This is a genomic window from Enterobacter sp. BIGb0383, assembly GCF_003751845.1.
Classification (GTDB): domain Bacteria; phylum Pseudomonadota; class Gammaproteobacteria; order Enterobacterales; family Enterobacteriaceae; genus BIGb0383.
In genome coordinates, this window is sequence record NZ_RJKQ01000005.1 from 112,996 (window position 1) to 130,694 (window position 17,699).

Genomic DNA, 17,699 nt, shown 5'->3' on the forward strand with positions numbered 1-17,699 from the left:
TTCAAATCATATGGGCAGGTATTGTTAGGTGCATAACAATTACACATCGCACCTTCCCTGATATCTCATAACAAAACAGAAGTGAATTTTATGGCAATGAGTGAAATCCGCCAGGCGCCCCCTGGCTCCAGTGCGCCGCCTAAGGCGCGTACCGCGTTTGGTATTCTGGGCGCGATCAGCCTCTCCCACCTGCTGAACGACATGATCCAGTCCCTGATCCTGGCGATTTATCCGCTGCTACAGGATGAGTTCTCCCTGTCGTTCGTCCAAATAGGCATGATTACCCTGACCTTCCAGCTTTCATCATCGCTGCTACAGCCGGTGGTGGGCGCCTGGACCGATAAACATCCCATGCCCTGGTCGCTGCCCATCGGCATGTGCTTTACCCTGAGCGGCCTGATCCTGCTGGCGATGGCGGGCAGTTTCGGCATGGTACTGCTGGCCGCGGCGCTGGTCGGCACGGGCTCTTCCGTCTTCCACCCTGAATCGTCTCGCGTGGCGCGTATGGCCTCCGGCGGCCGTCACGGTCTGGCCCAGTCCATCTTCCAGGTCGGCGGCAATTTCGGCAGCTCCCTGGGTCCGCTACTGGCGGCGGTAATCATCGCCCCCTACGGAAAAGGTAACGTCGCATGGTTTGTCTTCGCCGCGCTGTTAGCCATTGTGGTTCTGATACAGATCAGCCGCTGGTATGCGATGCAGCATCGCAGCGCGGGCGGAAAAGCCGCCGCGCCGAAGGCCAATCCGCTACCGCGCAATAAAACCATGCTGGCAATAGCCGTGCTGTTAATGCTGATTTTCTCCAAATACTTCTATATGGCGAGCATTAGCAGCTATTACACCTTTTATCTGATGCATAAATTCGGATTATCGGTGCAGAACGCACAGATTCATCTGTTTGCTTTCCTGTTTGCCGTTGCGGCAGGAACGGTGATTGGCGGGCCTGTCGGCGATAAGATTGGGCGTAAATATGTCATTTGGGGCTCTATCCTCGGCGTTGCGCCCTTCACGCTGCTTTTACCCTATGCAACCCTCTACTGGACGGGGATTTTAACCGTGATAATCGGTTTTATTCTCGCCTCGGCATTTTCTGCTATCCTGGTCTACGCCCAGGAGCTACTTCCGGGCAGAATTGGCATGGTTTCGGGTCTGTTTTTCGGTTTCGCTTTTGGCATGGGTGGCCTTGGAGCCGCCGTGCTTGGGCTGGTTGCCGACCATACCAGTATTGAACTGGTCTATAAAATCTGTGCTTTCCTGCCACTTTTGGGGATACTGACCATATTCCTGCCTGATAATCGTCACCACGACTGACTTTTCCGCGGCTAAAGTAAAACTTTAGCCGCTCTCCTTTCCTGCTGTAGCGCGACTTCGCCTTCAAGACCGGGCAATACTTTCCGATCCGTGCTGTTTTGCAGCCAACATCCAATTTTCTTCAAAATTCAACAATAATTCATAAACATCCGAGCCAAAACTGTCATAAACTATTACCAGGACTTTTGGTTTTATAACCGGAAATGGATCAACCACAGTCGAAAGGAGACGGAATGCATCACGCCACCCCGCTTATCACCACCATTGTTGGCGGCCTCGTACTGGCCTTTATCCTTGGTATGCTTGCACAACGATTACGCATCTCGCCTCTGGTGGGCTACCTGTTAGCAGGGGTTCTCGCGGGTCCCTTTACGCCCGGTTTTGTTGCCGACACTAAACTCGCGCCCGAACTGGCCGAGCTTGGCGTTATCCTGCTGATGTTTGGCGTGGGGCTGCATTTCTCTCTCAAGGATTTGATGGCGGTAAAGTCTATCGCCATTCCCGGCGCTATCGCGCAGATAGCCGTCGCGACGCTGCTGGGTATGGCGCTTTCGTCCCTGCTGGGCTGGTCATTAATGACCGGTATCGTATTTGGCCTCTGTCTGTCGACCGCCAGTACCGTGGTGCTGCTGCGCGCGCTTGAAGAACGACAGCTTATAGACAGTCAGCGCGGGCAGATTGCCATCGGCTGGCTGATAGTCGAAGACCTGGTGATGGTCCTGACGCTGGTGCTGCTGCCCGCCATTGCCGGTATGCTCGAAAAAGGCAACGTCGGCCTGGCATCGCTGGCCGTTGATATGGGCATTACCATCGGCAAAGTGGTCGCCTTTATCGTCATTATGATGGTCGTAGGCCGCCGCCTGGTGCCGTGGATTCTGGCCCGCAGCGCCGCCACCGGCTCCCGCGAGCTGTTCACCCTCTCCGTGCTGGCGCTGGCGCTCGGTATCGCCTTCGGCGCGGTTGAGCTGTTCGATGTCTCCTTCGCCCTCGGCGCTTTCTTTGCCGGTATGGTGCTGAACGAATCTGAGCTAAGCCACCGTGCAGCGCATGATACGCTGCCGCTGCGCGATGCCTTTGCGGTCCTGTTCTTTGTCTCCGTCGGGATGCTGTTTGACCCGCTGATCCTGATTGAACAGCCGCTGGCCGTGCTGGGCACCCTGGCGATCATTATCTTCGGTAAGTCTCTGGCCGCATTCCTCATCGTACGCATGTTTGGTCACTCCCAGCGCACCGCGCTGACCATCTCCACCAGCCTGGCGCAAATCGGGGAATTCGCCTTTATCCTCGCCGGTCTTGGCATGGCGCTGGATCTGCTGCCGCAGACCGGACAGAACCTGGTCCTGGCGGGCGCAATCCTGTCGATTATGCTCAACCCGATCCTGTTTGCGCTGCTGGAGAAGTATCTCGACAAGACCGAAACTCTGGAAGAGCAGACCCTGGAAGAGGCTATCGAAGAAGAGAAGCAGATCCCGGTGGATATCTGCAACCATGCGCTGCTGGTCGGCTTTGGCCGCGTGGGTAGCCTGCTCGGTGAGAAGTTAATGGCGCAGGGCATTCCGCTGGTCGTCATTGAAACGTCGCGCACCCGCGTGGACGAGCTGCGCGAGCGAGGTATCCGTGCGGTACTCGGTAACGCCGCCAATGAAGAGATCATGAATCTGGCGCATCTGGACTGCGCCCGCTGGCTGCTGCTGACGGTGCCGAACGGCTACGAGGCCGGTGAAATAGCCGCTTCCGCCCGTGAGAAGTGTCCGAATATTGAGATTATTGCCCGCGCCCACTACGACGATGAGGTGGACTATATTACCGAGCGCGGCGCGAATCAGGTGGTGATGGGCGAACGTGAAATTGCCAATACCATGCTGCAGCTGCTGGAAAAACCGCCGCTGGAAACTGCCGTTACCGGTTAACCCTCTGAATTTATCCATAAAAGGGGAGCGATTTGGCGCGTGATACGCGGCTGAAACCGCTCCCCGCCCTCTCGCTTCCTTGTGATGATACCTGCTTTAGTGATATGGTTTTCCCCCCAAATTGACATACTCAAGAATTCACACGTAGAGGAACTACGCAATGCGTATCATTCTGCTCGGCGCTCCGGGCGCAGGTAAAGGCACTCAGGCTCAGTTCATCATGGAGAAATACGGCATTCCGCAGATCTCTACTGGTGACATGCTGCGCGCGGCTGTCAAATCCGGCAGCGAGCTGGGCAAACAAGCAAAAGACATCATGGATGCCGGTAAACTGGTCACTGACGAACTGGTTATCGCCCTGGTGAAAGAACGCATCTCTCAGGAAGATTGCCGTAACGGTTTCCTGTTGGACGGGTTCCCGCGCACCATTCCGCAGGCTGACGCCATGAAAGAAGCCGGTATTAACGTCGATTACGTTCTCGAATTCGACGTGCCGGATGAGCTGATTGTTGATCGCATCGTAGGTCGTCGCGTCCATGCGGCTTCCGGCCGCGTTTACCACATCAAATTCAATCCGCCGAAGGTGGAAGGAAAAGACGATGTGACCGGCGAAGAGCTGAGCACCCGTAAAGACGATCAGGAAGAGACCGTGCGTAAGCGCCTGGTGGAATACCATCAGATGACCGCTCCGCTGATCGGCTACTACCAGAACGAAGCTAAACTGGGCAACACCCAGTACGCCAAAGTAGACGGCAATCAGGCCGTTGCTGCGGTACGTGCAGAGCTGGAAAAGATCCTCGGCTAAGCCACTATTCCCCGACAGACGTCGGGGAATCTCCCCTCTTTGTTCCCGCCTGTTAATTCGATTGGTTCCGTTTAAGCGCATTTCAGCTACAATTATCAGCCATTTAATGGATAAGAGGCGGTAATGGGTAAGACGAAAACAGGCATCCTGCTGGCAAACCTTGGCACTCCTGATGCGCCGACACCGGACGCGGTAAAACGCTATCTGCGTCAATTCCTCAGCGATAAACGCGTGGTGGATACGCCCCGGCTGCTGTGGTGGCCGCTGCTGCGCGGGGTGATCCTGCCGCTGCGCTCACCGCGCGTCGCAAAGCTGTATCAGTCTGTGTGGATGGAAGAAGGTTCGCCGCTGATGGTCTACAGCCGCCAGCAGCAGCAGGCGCTTGCCGCCCGTTTGCCGGACGTTCCCGTCGTGCTGGGCATGAGCTACGGCTCACCGTCGTTGGCCAGCGCGGTCGATGAGCTTCTGTCACAGGGCGTAGAGCAAATCGTCCTGCTGTCGCTCTATCCGCAGTACTCCTGCTCCACCGTTGCCGCCGTCTGGGACGAGCTGGCGCGTATTCTGGCGACGAAGCGCGCCATTCCCGGTATCTCCTTTATTCGCGATTACGCGGAACACCCGGACTATATTCAGGCTCTGGCCGACAGCGTTCGCGCCTCCTTTGCCGAACACGGCGAGCCGGATCTGCTCCTGCTCTCCTATCACGGTATTCCTCAACGCTACGCTGATGAAGGCGACGACTATCCCCAGCGCTGCCGGGCCACCACCCGGGAGCTGGTCTCGGCGCTCGGGATCGACCCGGATAAAGTCATGATGACCTTCCAGTCGCGCTTTGGCCGTGAGCCGTGGCTGACGCCCTATACGGATGAAACGCTGAAAATGCTCGGTGAAAAAGGCGTCGGGCATATCCAGGTCCTCTGCCCGGGCTTTGCCTCGGACTGTCTGGAAACCCTGGAAGAGATTGCCGTGCAGAATAAGGAATTTTTCCTTGAGGCCGGTGGCAAAAAATATGAGTACATCCCAGCACTTAACGCTTCTGCAGGCCATATCGAGATGATGGCCAACCTCACCGCGCCCTGGCGCTGATCGCATCCGCTCGGGGGAATATGCTACTATTCCCCCCTTCGTTCGTCAGCCCAGTCAATCGCATGAAATTTCCCGGTAAACGCAAGTCTAAACACTATTTCCCCGTCAACGCCCGCGATCCGCTGCTGCAGCAAACTCAGCCGGAGAGCGAAGTCGGCTCCAGCTGGGTGGTCGGCATCGATCAGACCCTCGTGGATATCGAAGCCAAAGTGGATGACGACTTTATCACCCGCTATGGTTTAAGCGCCGGTCACTCTCTGGTGATCGACGACGAGGTGGCGGAAGCCCTGTACCAGGAGCTGGTACGCGAGAATTTAATTACCCACCAGTTTGCCGGCGGCACTATCGGCAATACCATGCACAACTACTCCGTGCTGGCGGATGACCGCTCGGTCCTGCTGGGCGTGATGTGCAGCAATATTGAAATCGGTGGCTATGCCTACCGCTATCTGTGCAATACCTCCAGCCGCACCGACCTGAACTACCTTCAGGGCGTCGACGGCGCGATTGGCCGCTGCTTTACCCTTATCAGCGATTCTGGCGAGCGTACCTTTGCCATCAGCCCGGGCCATATGAACCAGCTGCGCGCCGACAGTATTCCTGAATCGGTCATTGCCGGTGCTTCCGCGCTGGTGCTGACCTCCTATCTGGTGCGCTGTAAGCCGGGCGAGCCGATGCCGGAAGCCACCATGACCGCCGTTGCGTATGCGAAGAAGCATAATGTCCCGGTGGTGCTGACCCTCGGCACCAAATACGTCATTGCCGACAACCCGGAGTGGTGGCAGACCTTCCTGAAAGAGAACGTCTCGATTCTGGCGATGAACGAAGAAGAGGGCCTGGCCCTGACCGGCGAAAGCGATCCGCTCCTGGCCGCCGATAAGGCGCTGGAGTGGGTCGATCTGGTGCTCTGCACCGCAGGACCTGTCGGTCTGTTTATGGCGGGCTATACGGAAGATGAGGCAAAACGCAAAACCCAGCATCCGCTGCTGCCGGGCGCGATTGCCGAATTTAACCAGTATGAGTTCAGCCGCGCCATGCGTTTCCAGGATTGCGACAACCCGCTGCGGGTCTACTCCCATATCGCCCCTTATATGGGCGGGCCGGAAAAGATCATGAACACCAACGGAGCCGGAGACGGCGCGCTGGCCGCGCTGCTGCACGATATCACCGCCAATAATTACCATCGGGTGAACGTGCCTAACTCCAGCAAGCACAAGTGTACCTGGCTGACCTACTCGTCGCTGGCCCAGGTGTGCAAATACGCTAACCGCGTCAGCTATCAGGTGCTGAATCAGCACTCGCCGCGCTTAAGTCGCGGATTGCCGGATCGGGAAGACAGTCTGGAAGAGGCTTACTGGGAACGGTAATACGACTCTGAATGGCGGCCAGTCAGGCGACTGGCCGCACAGGGATTATGATACCAGGAGCTGGTTCATACGACGGATAAACTGGTTCGGATCTTCCAGGGTGCCGCGTTCCGCAAACAGCGCCTGATCGAGCAGCAGCTCAACCCACTCGTTAAAGCGAGGTTCATCTTCGGTGTCGGCAACGCGTTTCACCAGCGGATGGTCCGGGTTCAGCTCAAAGATATACTTCACGTCCGGCACGCTCTGGCCCGCAGCGGCAAACAGCTTCGCCATCTGGGTGCTCATTTCGTCATTTTCCGTGGTCACAATCGCCGGCGTATCGGTCAGACGGTGGGTCAGACGCACTTCTTTCACACGCTCGCCCAGCAGGGTTTTCACGCGCTCAACAAACGGCGTCAGCAGTTTTTCTGCCTCTTTGGTGCTGTCGTCCACTTCATCCGCCAGCTTATCCAGTGACTCATCTGCTTTCGAGACGGACTGGAACGCCTTACCGTCAAACTCGGTCAGGTAGCTCATCATCCACTCGTCGATACGATCGGAGAGCAGCAGTACCTCGATCCCTTTCTTACGCAGCAGTTCCAGATGCGGGCTGCTCTTCGCGGCCGCATAGCTGTCGGCAGTAATAAAGTAGATCTTCTCCTGCCCTTCTTTCATGCGGGCGACGTACTCGTCCAGAGAGACGTTCTGCTCGGAAGAGTCGGTATGGGTGGAGGCAAAGCGCAGCAGTTTTGCGATGGTCTGCAGGTTAGCGTTATCTTCCGCCGGTCCCTCTTTCAGCGCCATACCGAACTGCTGCCAGAAGGTCTGGTATTTTTCCGCGTCGTCTTTAGCCAGTTTTTCCAGCATCTGCAGCGCACGTTTGGTCAGGGCGGTACGCAGATTGCGGGTGACGGTGCTGTCCTGCAGAATTTCACGCGACACGTTCAGCGGCAGATCGTTGGAGTCGATCAGGCCGCGCACGAAGCGCAGGTAGTTCGGCATAAACTGCTCGGCTTCGTCCATGATAAACACGCGCTGCACGTACAGTTTCAGGCCGTGTTTATGATCGCGGTTCCACATATCCCACGGTGCCTGCGCCGGGATATAAAGCAGGCTGGTGTACTCCTGCTTGCCCTCAACGCGGTTATGGCTCCAGCTCAGCGGATCGGTGAAGTCATGGGCGATATGCTTATAGAACTCGGTGTACTCTTCGTCTTTGATTTCAGACTTGCTGCGGGTCCACAGGGCCTGAGCCTTGTTGATCTTCTCCCAGGAAACAACGGTTTCACCGTCCTGCTCTTCCTGTTTTTCGATCTCTACCGGCAGGGCAATATGGTCGGAGTACTTGCTGATAATCGAACGCACGCGCCAGTCGTTCAGGAAGTCATCTTCCCCTTCGCGCAGGTGCAGGGTAATTTCAGTCCCGCGATCCGCCTTGCTGATATCGGCCACGGTGTAGTCGCCTTCGCCAGCGGATTCCCAGAATACGCCGTTCTCCGCGCTGTCGCCCGCCGCACGGGTACGCACGGTGACTTTGTCAGCGACGATAAAGGCAGAGTAGAAGCCCACGCCAAACTGGCCGATCAGCTGGCTGTCTTTGGCCTGATCGGAACCCATCGACTGCAGGAAGGCTTTGGTGCCGGATTTAGCGATGGTGCCGAGGTGATCGATCACCTCTTCACGGTTCATCCCGATGCCGTTATCGGCGATGGTCAGCGTACGTTTTTCCTGATCAAACGAAACGCGGACGCGCAGTTCGCCGTCGCCTTCATAGAGGTCCGGGCTGGATAGCGCGCGGAAACGCAGTTTATCCGCCGCGTCCGACGCGTTAGAGATAAGCTCGCGCAGGAAGATTTCTTTGTTGGAGTAGAGAGAATGGATCATCAGATGCAGAAGTTGTTTTACTTCTGACTGAAAGCCGCGGGTTTCTTGTCCTTTCATGTAGTTCGACCTCAACAATGCCATTTGGAGAAAAACAGATTGAGGGAGAAATGGGGACAGGGGAAAAGTATTTCAAGCGGGAGACGGAATTTCCGCTCCCGTTTGTTTAAAAACGAATCTTATGGCGTCCGGCAAGGGAGTGGGACAGTGTGGTGCCGTCGACCATTTCCAGCTCGCCGCCGACCGGCACGCCGTGGGCGATTCGGCTGGCTTCAACGCCGTACTGCGCGCAAAGCTCGGCGATATAGTTGGCGGTCGCCTCCCCTTCCACCGTCGGGTTGGTGGCGAGGATCACTTCCGTCAGCTTTTCAGACTCCAGACGCTGCTCCAGGCGATCGAGACCGATATCATCCGGCCCGATGCCGTCAAGCGGCGACAGATGGCCCATCAGCACAAAGTAACGGCCGGAAAACTGCCCGGTCTGCTCAATGGCGTAGATGTCCGCAGGACTCTCTACCACACAGATTTGACCGTTCTCCTGACGACGCGGATTGGTGCAGATATTGCAGTGTTCCTGCTCGGTAAAGGTGCGGCAATCGGCGCAGTGGCCGATTTCCGACATGGCACGCGTCAGAGACTGCGCCAGGCGCATACCGCCGCTGCGATCGCGCTGCAGCAGGGTAAACGCCATGCGCTGCGCCGACTTCGGGCCAACGCCCGGCAGGCAGCGCAGTGCTTCCATCAGCTGAGTTAACAGCGGACTGGTTTGCATCAGAACGGCATCTTAAAGCCTGGTGGCAGCTGCATTCCGGAGGAAACAGAGGCCATTTTCTCTTTCTGGGTTTCATCGATACGGCGAGCGGCATCGTTAAATGCGGCAGCAACCAGATCTTCCAGCATGTCTTTGTCATCGTCGAAGAGGCTCGGATCGATCTCCACGCGACGGCAGTTATGCGCGCCGTTGATGGTCACTTTCACCAGGCCCGCGCCGGATTCACCGGTAACTTCGATCTGCGCGATCTCTGCCTGCGCCTGCTGCATTTTTTCCTGCATCTGCTGGGCCTGTTTCATCAGGTTACCCAGACCGCCTTTTCCAAACATAGGCTCTCTCTCATCAAGGGTTGACGATCGTAAGTTAACTTACGATCAGATAGGACGAATACTCTCTTCATCCAGATCGGCATCGAAGAAACGACGCAGGGTCTGGATGTTATTATCCGCAATAATCGACTCGCGCGCCTGGCCGAGTTTCTCTTCATAAATGGCCTGTCGCCATTCAAGCGGCGTACGCTCCGTCGGATTATCATCTTCAATGATAGTCAATTCAACGGGTACGCCCTGTAAGGCGCTCATTGCCTCTGTCAGCAGCTTTTGCGCCCCGGCAGAATTCAGATGCCGCTGGCTGGAACGCAGATGCAGACATACCGTCTGACCGTTCTGCTCTTTCCAGGCGTTCAGCGCCACCTGCTCCACCAGCTTCGGCAGCTTCAGCTGGCTCACCTGTGCCGCCCAGTCGTCGCGTTCGATGGCTTCGACGGCCAGTTTTGCCGCCAGCTCCGGCGTTTTTTCATGCTCAAGCGCCTTTTTCAGCGCCTTCGGCGTGGCAACTTCTTCTTTCACCACTTCCGTTACGGTCGTGGCCTTCCAGCGGTAGGCCTCTTCTTTCACCGGCGCAGACGGCGCTTTCGGCGACGAAGGGCGAGACTGCACCCGTTCGGTCACGGAGGCCAGTCTTTCCAGCGCGGCGTTATTCACCGGCCGCACGCGGGAAGCGGCTGCCGGTTCACTCTTTTTTGTTTTGGTCGCTCCCTGAGCGCGCTGCAGCTGGCTGCGGGCCGCCAGCACCTGGCTGGTGCTGTCCGGCAGCGGTGCATCATACTGTGGCGCAGGTGGCGCGAGATCCGCAGGCGGCGTTGATACCACCTGAGTAGGGTTAACAACTGCGGTGGGGGCCACCGGCGCGAAGGACTGCTGTACCGGTTCCGGCAGCGGTTTCTGCGGATGGAACGCCAGCGCGCGCAGCAGGGTCATTTCGATCCCCATGCGGCGGTCCGGTGCGAAAGGCAGCTCTTTGCGGCCCATCAGCAGCGTCTGGTAGTAAAGCTGAATATCCGTCGGCGAAACCGTCCGCGCCAGTTCGCGCATCCGATGCTCTACCGTCGCCATATCGCTGCCCAGCGCGGACGGCGACAGTTGCACCATCGCAACCCGATGCAGCAGGCTTTGCATCTCGACCAGCAGGGCGTCCCACTCAACGCCGCGGGCTGCGGCTTCGTTAACCCGGGTCATCATCTGCTCGCCGTCGGCGGCGATAATCGCCTCGATTAAGGAGAGAGCCTGATCGTCATCAAGGGTGCCAAGCATGGTGCTGACGACGTCGCCGTTCAGCTGCCCTGCGCCGCTGGCAATCGCCTGATCGGTCAGGCTCAGCGCGTCGCGCAGGCTGCCGTCGGCAGCGCGGGACAGAAGCTGCAATGCGCGTGGCTCGAAGCTAATCTGCTCTGCGGTAAGGACGCGCTCCAGCTGGGCGCGGATCTGTTCAACGTCCAGCGCCTTAAGATGGAACTGCAGGCAGCGGGACAGAATGGTCACCGGCAGCTTCTGCGGATCGGTGGTAGCCAGCAGGAATTTAACGTGCGAAGGCGGCTCTTCCAGCGTTTTCAACAGCGCGTTAAAGCTATGCCGCGAGAGCATATGCACTTCATCGATCAGGTAGACCTTAAAGCGGCCACGCGCCGGCGCGTACTGGACGTTGTCCAGCAGATCGCGGGTGTCTTCGACTTTCGTGCGCGACGCGGCATCGATCTCAATCAGATCGACAAAGCGCCCCTGCTCGATTTCCCGGCAGTTATCGCAGACGCCGCAGGGCGTGGCGGTAATCCCGGTTTCGCAGTTCAGCCCCCTGGCAAGCAGGCGGGCAATAGAGGTTTTTCCGACCCCACGGGTGCCGGAAAAGAGATATGCGTGATGAATGCGCCCCAGCGATAAGCCGTTCGCCAGTGCTGTCAGCACATGTTCCTGGCCGACAACGTCAGCGAAGGTTTGTGGGCGCCATTTTCGGGCTAAGACCTGATAACTCATTGCTGACTCAGAAACGCCTGGAAGGTGGATTCACGAGGGGATTATGCTAACACAGCCCCACCCTGTGGGCGAGGCTGTTATACCCTTCATACTTCAAGTTGCCTCTTTGTTGGCTGCACTCGCTCACCCCAGTCACTTAGTTATCTAAGCTCCTGGGGGTTCACTCGTTTGCCGCCGCGATGCAACTCGAATTATTTTGGGTATATATATGAAGAATTAGTGGCCCGGGAACGGCACCAGGCTAAAGCTGGTGATGCCCTGTTTTTCCAGGCGCTGTTCGCCGCCCAGATCGAACAGGTTGATAATAAAGGCCGCGTCGGTCACTTCCCCACCCAGACGGCGGATCAGTTTGACGGTGGCTTCAATGGTGCCGCCGGTTGCCAGCAGGTCATCGACCACCAGCACTTTGTCACCGGCATTGATGGCATCAACGTGAATCTCCAGCTGATCGGTGCCGTATTCCAGCTCGTAGCTTTCAGCGATGGTTTCACGCGGCAGTTTGCGCGGTTTGCGCACCGGGACGAAACCTACGCCCATCGCCAGTGCCACCGGCGCCCCAAACAGGAAGCCACGCGCCTCGGTACCCACCACTTTGGTGATACCGGCGTCTTTATAGCGCTCTACCAGCAATTCAATGCTCAGGGCATAGGCTTTCGGGTCTTCCAGCAGGCTGGTGACGTCACGGAAAAGAATGCCAGGTTTCGGATAGTCCTGGATGCTTTTAATGCTGTTTTTAAGAAATTCAAGCTGCTGCGCAGTTGCGGTCATAGGTTTTGTGCCTGATTAATACGGTATTGCTCACAAGGCATCCGCGTCGAATTAAAGGTAACAATTGTTTAACCTTTAACCACCGGTACCCGTGCTCGAAAACGGTCGAATTTACTGTTTGCGCGGGACAATTGCAACTGACTTTGCTGCCCGCTACGGCTTTTGTTGCTTTTCGTCAACCACGGGGATGCGCCACATAAAAATCAGCAGGCAGGTGAGGATACCCAGCAGTAAAAAACGCACCCACAGCATATTCACCAGCCAGAGAGAAATCGCAAAGGTGATCAGAATAACAGCAATCGCCCGCGGCTTAGCGCCAGGCGGCATCGCGCGGTGTTCCTGCCAGTGGCGCAGGTAGCCGCCGAACCAGGAACGATAGAGTAGCCAGTGGTGAAAGCGTGGCGATGAGCGGGCAAAACACCAGGCGGCCAGCAGAATAAAAGGCGTTGTCGGCAGCAGGGGTAAAACCACACCCAGCGTACCCAGGGCTACCGCCAGCCAGCCAATGATGAGTAGAATAGTACGTTTCATAATGCGAATCGTTATCAAACCTGGCGGCTACTGTAGCATAGCCCGTGAAATTTACAGCGGAGAGAGATGTGAAAACGGCGCGGCTTTTACAAACCCTTGAACGGCAGTTAGCGGAACTGCGCCAGCAGGTGATGCCGCTGGCCGATCATACCGCCCTGAGCGCCCGCTTCGATCGCCAGCTCTTTCGCACGCGCAGCACCCAACTGCGGGCCTGCCTGAACGAAGCGGACGATAATCTGCAGGCGCTGCGCCAGGCGGTAGACGAGGCCCGGCTACCGCAGGTCGCCTGGCTTGCGGAACACCTGGCCTGCCAGATGGCGGCGATAAGCCGGGAAGCGGCAAGCTGGTCCCTGCGCGGCTGGGATAGCCCTTCGCCGGGTATCGCCCGCTGGCAACGGAAGCGGCTTCAGCATCAGGAATTTGAACGCCGCCTGATAGAGATGAAAACCGAACGTGAGCAGCGCCTGGCCCGGGCGACAAGCCTGGATGAACAGCAGCGGCTGCTGCGCGAAATCCAGCTTTACGGCGAACGCCTGACCCGATGCCAGCAGGCGCTAAGCGCCATTGATGCAAGCCTGGCGCGCATGACCCGCTAATAAAAAGGAGTAACCCGAATGTCGCTCGACAATGCCCCGGATGACGTCAAGCTGGCGGTGGATTTGATTATGCTGCTGGAAGAACATGAGATCCCGCCGGAGACGGTGCTGAACGCGCTGGCGATCGTGAAGCGGGATTTTGAGAACAAGCTTAAGGCCGCTTCCCCCTCTCAGTAAAAAGCAGAGGGGGAAGACAGGATTAGAGCACCGGCTTCTCGCCGCCGATAATCTTCTGCTCATCGCCTTTATCGTTGCGCAGATGCACTTCCAGCTGGTTGAACGCAATATCGATCCCGTTTTCACGGCACAGACGATCGATAGTGCGGTTCAGCTCATCCACGGTATAGCTGCGATCGCGCAGCTCACGCACGTACAGGCGCAGCTCGTGATCGAGGGTGCTGGCTCCGAAGGTGGTAAAGAATACCGACGGCTCGGGATCGTGCATCACTTTTGGATGCTCTTTCGCCGCCTGCAGCAGCACCTCTTTCACCTTATCCAGATCCGAACCGTAGGCCACGCCAAGACGCACCACCACGCGGGTAATGGTATCGCTCAGGGACCAGTTGATCAGCCGCTCGGTCACAAACGCCTTGTTCGGAATGATCACCTCTTTACGATCGAAATCGGTGATGGTCGTGGCGCGGATACGGATCTTACTGACCGTGCCGGAGAATGTCCCGATAGTCACCGTATCGCCAATGCGCACCGGGCGTTCAAAGAGGATGATCAGGCCGGAGACAAAGTTACCGAAGATCTCCTGCAGGCCAAAACCAAGGCCGACCGATAACGCCGCCGCCAGCCACTGCAGTTTGTCCCAGGAGACGCCCAGCGAACCAAATACCGTCATTGCCCCCACGCCAATAATGCCGTAGTTCAGGATCGAGGTAATGGCGTAGGAGGCTCCCTGACGCATATTGAGCCGGGAAAGGATCAGCACTTCGAGCAGCCCCGGCAGGTTGCGGATCAGCGCCCAGGCCACCATCGCCGACACCACCGCAAACAGCAGGCTGCCCAGGGTGACGCTTTTCACCATCGCCACGCCGGCTTCGGTGCCGTTGTAGTGCCAGAGGGTAATGCTATCCAGATAGGCAAACACGGAAATCAGATCTGACCAGATCGCCCAGAACAGCACCCCGAACAGGGCCACCATCACCAGCATCGTGATGCGCAGCGTCTGCTGGTTCACCTGCTCCAGCGCGATGGTCGGCTCTTCCAGCGGCTCGGCGCCTTCTGCGCCCTCTTTCACCAGATTCTGGCGACGTGCCAGCGCACGGCGATAGGCGATACGCCGTGCCGCCACGCTGAGGCCGCGCAGCACCGTCTGGAACAGGAGGTTCCAGAAGATCACCAGGTAGACGGTTTCAATCCAGCGCCCGGACAGGCGCAGCGTGGTATAGAAATAGCCGGTCGCCGTCAGCACCATCAGCGCAACGGGAACAATCGACAGCACCGTGATGGTCACCAGCCGCAGGGTATGGGACTCTTTGTCTCGCCAGCTTTCGCGACACATGGGCCATACCAGCACCGCAATCAGCAGCAGATTCAGCAGGATCACAAACTGCCCCATCGCATCGTCCATCAGATGCAGCGGGGAGAGTTCGGCCACCACAGACCAGAAATGCAGCGGCAGCAGGGCCAGGCTGATGCGCACAATCTGTCGCCGCCAGTGGCTGGTCAGCTCTACCGGCATATTGAAGTGCCGGATGGCGACACCGTCTTTTTCCAGCACTTTCCAGCACAGGCCGAACACCAGCCAGAACATGGTGAGTTTTTTACTGAATGCCCACAGCAGTTCGCTGATATTAAGCTGCATGGTCAGCAGAATCAGCCCCGCCGCGAGGATCAGCAGGCACACCGGCAGAGCGCGGATCAGATCGATAAGAATCGCCTTCGGCGTATGCAGCTGGCTGTCGTTACGCAGGGAGCCAACGTCGTCGGCGAGCTTCGCCTGCCATTTTTTCAACCACTTAAGCCGCCAGCGAATGACCCCGGCAATCAGCAACAGAGGCAGACCGGCCAGGAAGGCCATCAGTACCGCCGGCCCGGCTTTTTCCCAGTTAACGGTAATTTTCATCGCCGAGAATTGATCTTTTAGCGCCTGCGGGAACGCCTTAACCCACTCCCAGTCCATCGGTTTGTTGCTGTTTACCCAGAACATCTGCTGGGTGAGGATCTGCTGAAGGTTTGTCGATACGCTCATCAGCTGCTGTTGGTTAACCTGGAGGTTAATTGCCATCATCAGCTGACTGCCCAGCTGTTTGTTGAGCTGGTCCAGCAGCTCGCGGCGCATATCCGCCACCTGCAGCAGCGCATCGTGAACGTCATCGTTCACCTCGCTCTGGTGCCCCTCTTCCACTTTCGCGGCCCAGACGTCGCTCTGGAACAGGGCGTCACGCTGCTCGTTGATTTCGAACTGCTCAAGGCGCAGGTCGGCAATGCGGGTGGTCATATCTTTCAGATCGCCAGGGGAAGGCAGGGTCTGCTGTTGCTGATAGAGAATACGCGACAGCAGCAGGCTGCCTTTGAGCACCGCGATCTGCTCTTTAATATTGCGCTCGGACTGCAGGGCGCGGTCGAGCCAGTTTTTGACGCGGATATTCTGCTGCACCAGGGTATTGCCCTGCTCCGTCGCCGCAATCAGCCGCTGGCTGAGCTGATGGTTAAGTTCCAGCTCCTGTTTCACCAGCGGATTTTCCTGGATGCGCGCCGTCTCGTCCGGGGTTACCGCTTCCTGAGCCGTTTTCTCAGTCAGGATCAGACGCTTGCTGTTTACCGCTTCCTGCAACAGCTGGAGCTGATGCTCAAGCTGGTTAATGTTCGCCGTGGCGAAATCTCTCTGCTTCTGCAGCGTGTCCTGCAAGGTCGTATTGCCTTCAAGGCTCTTACGCTGCTGCTCGATCTCCGCATTGAGTAGCCCCTGCTGTGCCAGCATCAGCGTCTGCTGAGTCGGACGCAGCGGCTGCTCGCCCGGCGCAGAGCCGCTCAGGCGATTGCGCAGCAGCTGAAGCTGCTGCGAGGCGTTGTACATGGCGTTCTGAACGCGCTCGGGCTGGGTTTGCAGCGAAACCAGCTGGCTATTATACGTGGCGAGATCGTTCTGGGCGTTTTGCAAATCTTCCAGCAGCTTGCTCAGGCGGTTTTCCAGCTGACGCAGAGACATCTGATTCAGATTCTGCTTCACCGCCTCATCGCTGTCCGGGTTGTTCAGCGCATTAAGCCCGTCACTGGCCTTACGCATCTGCTCCGGCGCCTGCGCCACCCGCTGACGAAGCTGGGCGGTATCCTGTTTCAGGCGGTCGATTTTATCCAGCGCTTCCAGGGTTTGAGTCAGATCCTGTTGGATGAGCTTGTCCTGCCCGGAGAGCTCTTTTTGCTTGTTGAGCGTGGCAAGCTGGCTCTGGATATCAGCACGATCGGGGATCTCATTAGCCGTCGCCGCGTGGGCATCGGCCAGCAGCAGACCGGCAAAATACAACATCAAAGCGACAAGCAGAGTGGAGAACGCTTTTAGCGAACGAGTAAAGTGCAGCATAGTTTCAGCGTGAGTGAATTCAGGGGCCGGAGAGACCGGGGATGTAGCGCGCAAGAATACCACGCCGGAGCGTCAGCCGGATAGCGCCTGACGCCAGGAATAATCTATTTCGTGAATGAATGGGGCTCAGGCCGTCACGCTGTCCGCCCGCGTGCGCAGCGTGGGGCAAAGCTGGAGCATTTCCAGCAGGATCGCCACGTAGTCGCGGGCTTCTTTTTTCAGATCGAATGACTGCGGGGCGAACAGCCAGTTCTCCATAATGCCGGAAATAAAGCTGCGCATCAGAATGGCCGTCCGGCGCGTGAGTAAATTGACCGGCAGCATTTTTGCCGCAATACAGTCATTGAGCGTTTGCTCGATTCGGTCATAACTCTCCAGGCACAAGCTGCGCTGCGCCTGCTGCACCACCGCCATTTCGCCAACAAACTCACACTTATGAAAAATGATTTCCATCATTAAACGTCGGCGCTCTTCATTAACTGTCGCTTCAAGGATATAAACCAAAATTTCTCTCAAAACTGACAGTGGATCGCCGGGGAATTTTGCCCGATACTCAATCTCAAGATCGGTAATGCTGGACTCCGACAACTCCCATATCTCATTAAACAAATCAGACTTGTTTTTAAAGTGCCAGTAAATAGCGCCACGCGTCACACCAGCAGCCTGTGCGATCTCTGCCAGAGAGGTAGAGGAAACACCTTGTTGAGAGAACAAACGCAGTGCCACATCGAGGATATGCTGACGAGTCTCAAGCGCTTGTTGTTTGGTTTTTCGTGCCATATGTCGGTGAATTTACAGGAGCTGGTCTTACATACGTTAGTGAATGTTTGTAACATAGCACGACGATAATATAAA

At 57.1% G+C, this 17,699-nt stretch carries 15 protein-coding genes and 1 other annotated feature; of the genes, 7 read left to right on the forward strand and 8 right to left on the reverse strand.

Going from position 1 to position 17,699, the window contains the following annotated elements:
- Positions 1-90: 90 nt before the first annotated feature.
- The 5 genes from EDF81_RS20580 to EDF81_RS20600 all read left to right on the forward strand — a co-directional run bounded on the left by EDF81_RS20580 (position 91) and on the right by EDF81_RS20600 (position 6,476).
- Positions 91-1,308, forward strand: a complete 1,218-nt coding sequence (locus EDF81_RS20580; protein WP_123350027.1) for an MFS transporter — start codon at positions 91-93, stop codon at positions 1,306-1,308.
- A gap of 233 nt (positions 1,309-1,541) precedes the next feature.
- Positions 1,542-3,218 carry a YbaL family putative K(+) efflux transporter gene (ybaL, locus tag EDF81_RS20585; RefSeq protein WP_123350028.1) on the forward strand — a complete coding sequence of 559 codons (1,677 nt, stop codon included), beginning with the start codon at positions 1,542-1,544 and terminating at the stop codon, positions 3,216-3,218.
- 160 nt (positions 3,219-3,378) lie between these two features.
- A complete protein-coding gene (gene adk / locus EDF81_RS20590; RefSeq protein WP_123350029.1) occupies positions 3,379-4,023 on the forward strand; it encodes an adenylate kinase in 645 nt (214 codons plus the stop codon).
- 123 nt (positions 4,024-4,146) lie between these two features.
- On the forward strand, positions 4,147-5,109 hold the full coding sequence (gene hemH / locus EDF81_RS20595; RefSeq protein ID WP_123350030.1) for a ferrochelatase: 963 nt from the start codon (positions 4,147-4,149) through the stop codon (positions 5,107-5,109).
- Between the two features lie 62 nt (positions 5,110-5,171).
- Positions 5,172-6,476 (forward strand): inosine/guanosine kinase, encoded by a 1,305-nt coding sequence (locus tag EDF81_RS20600; protein WP_123350031.1) that lies wholly within the window; start codon positions 5,172-5,174, stop codon positions 6,474-6,476.
- A gap of 45 nt (positions 6,477-6,521) precedes the next feature.
- Here EDF81_RS20600 and htpG read toward each other — a convergent pair whose 3' ends face one another.
- The 6 genes from htpG to EDF81_RS20635 all read right to left on the reverse strand — a co-directional run bounded on the left by htpG (position 6,522) and on the right by EDF81_RS20635 (position 12,716).
- A complete protein-coding gene (gene htpG / locus EDF81_RS20605) occupies positions 6,522-8,396 on the reverse strand; it encodes a molecular chaperone HtpG (protein WP_184999557.1) in 1,875 nt (624 codons plus the stop codon).
- 106 nt (positions 8,397-8,502) lie between these two features.
- Positions 8,503-9,108, reverse strand: a complete 606-nt coding sequence (gene recR / locus EDF81_RS20610; RefSeq protein WP_123350033.1) for a recombination mediator RecR — start codon at positions 9,106-9,108, stop codon at positions 8,503-8,505.
- Positions 9,108-9,437 (reverse strand): YbaB/EbfC family nucleoid-associated protein, encoded by a 330-nt coding sequence (locus tag EDF81_RS20615; protein ID WP_123350034.1) that lies wholly within the window; start codon positions 9,435-9,437, stop codon positions 9,108-9,110. Before EDF81_RS20615 ends, recR begins: the two co-directional genes overlap by 1 nt.
- Positions 9,438-9,482: 45 nt before the next feature.
- Entirely contained in the window at positions 9,483-11,417 is a 1,935-nt protein-coding gene (dnaX, locus tag EDF81_RS20620) for a DNA polymerase III subunit gamma/tau (RefSeq protein WP_123350035.1), read from the reverse strand.
- Positions 10,086-10,150: a sequence feature (DnaX frameshifting element), on the reverse strand. Its footprint overlaps the gene before it by 65 nt.
- A gap of 216 nt (positions 11,418-11,633) precedes the next feature.
- Complete coding sequence (gene apt, locus EDF81_RS20630) at positions 11,634-12,185, reverse strand: adenine phosphoribosyltransferase (RefSeq protein WP_123350036.1); 552 nt, start codon at positions 12,183-12,185, stop codon at positions 11,634-11,636.
- Between the two features lie 153 nt (positions 12,186-12,338).
- Positions 12,339-12,716, reverse strand: a complete 378-nt coding sequence (locus tag EDF81_RS20635; protein WP_123350037.1) for a DUF454 family protein — start codon at positions 12,714-12,716, stop codon at positions 12,339-12,341.
- Positions 12,717-12,784: 68 nt separating this feature from the next.
- Between EDF81_RS20635 and priC the strand changes: the two genes are divergently transcribed.
- Both priC and rsmS read left to right on the forward strand, forming a co-directional pair.
- Complete coding sequence (gene priC, locus EDF81_RS20640; protein ID WP_123350038.1) at positions 12,785-13,312, forward strand: primosomal replication protein N''; 528 nt, start codon at positions 12,785-12,787, stop codon at positions 13,310-13,312.
- Between the two features lie 18 nt (positions 13,313-13,330).
- Entirely contained in the window at positions 13,331-13,489 is a 159-nt protein-coding gene (gene rsmS / locus EDF81_RS20645) for a pleiotropic regulatory protein RsmS (RefSeq protein ID WP_123350039.1), read from the forward strand.
- Between the two features lie 22 nt (positions 13,490-13,511).
- Here the strand turns inward: rsmS and mscK are convergent, their stop codons facing one another.
- Together mscK and acrR are read right to left on the reverse strand one after the other, a co-directional pair.
- Positions 13,512-16,844, reverse strand: coding sequence for a mechanosensitive channel MscK (gene mscK, locus EDF81_RS20650; protein ID WP_123350040.1), 3,333 nt, complete (start codon positions 16,842-16,844; stop codon positions 13,512-13,514).
- A gap of 126 nt (positions 16,845-16,970) precedes the next feature.
- The gene (gene acrR / locus EDF81_RS20655; protein WP_123350041.1) at positions 16,971-17,624 is read right to left on the reverse strand and encodes a multidrug efflux transporter transcriptional repressor AcrR; all 654 of its coding nucleotides are present in this window, start codon (positions 17,622-17,624) and stop codon (positions 16,971-16,973) included.
- Positions 17,625-17,699: the final 75 nt, after the last annotated feature.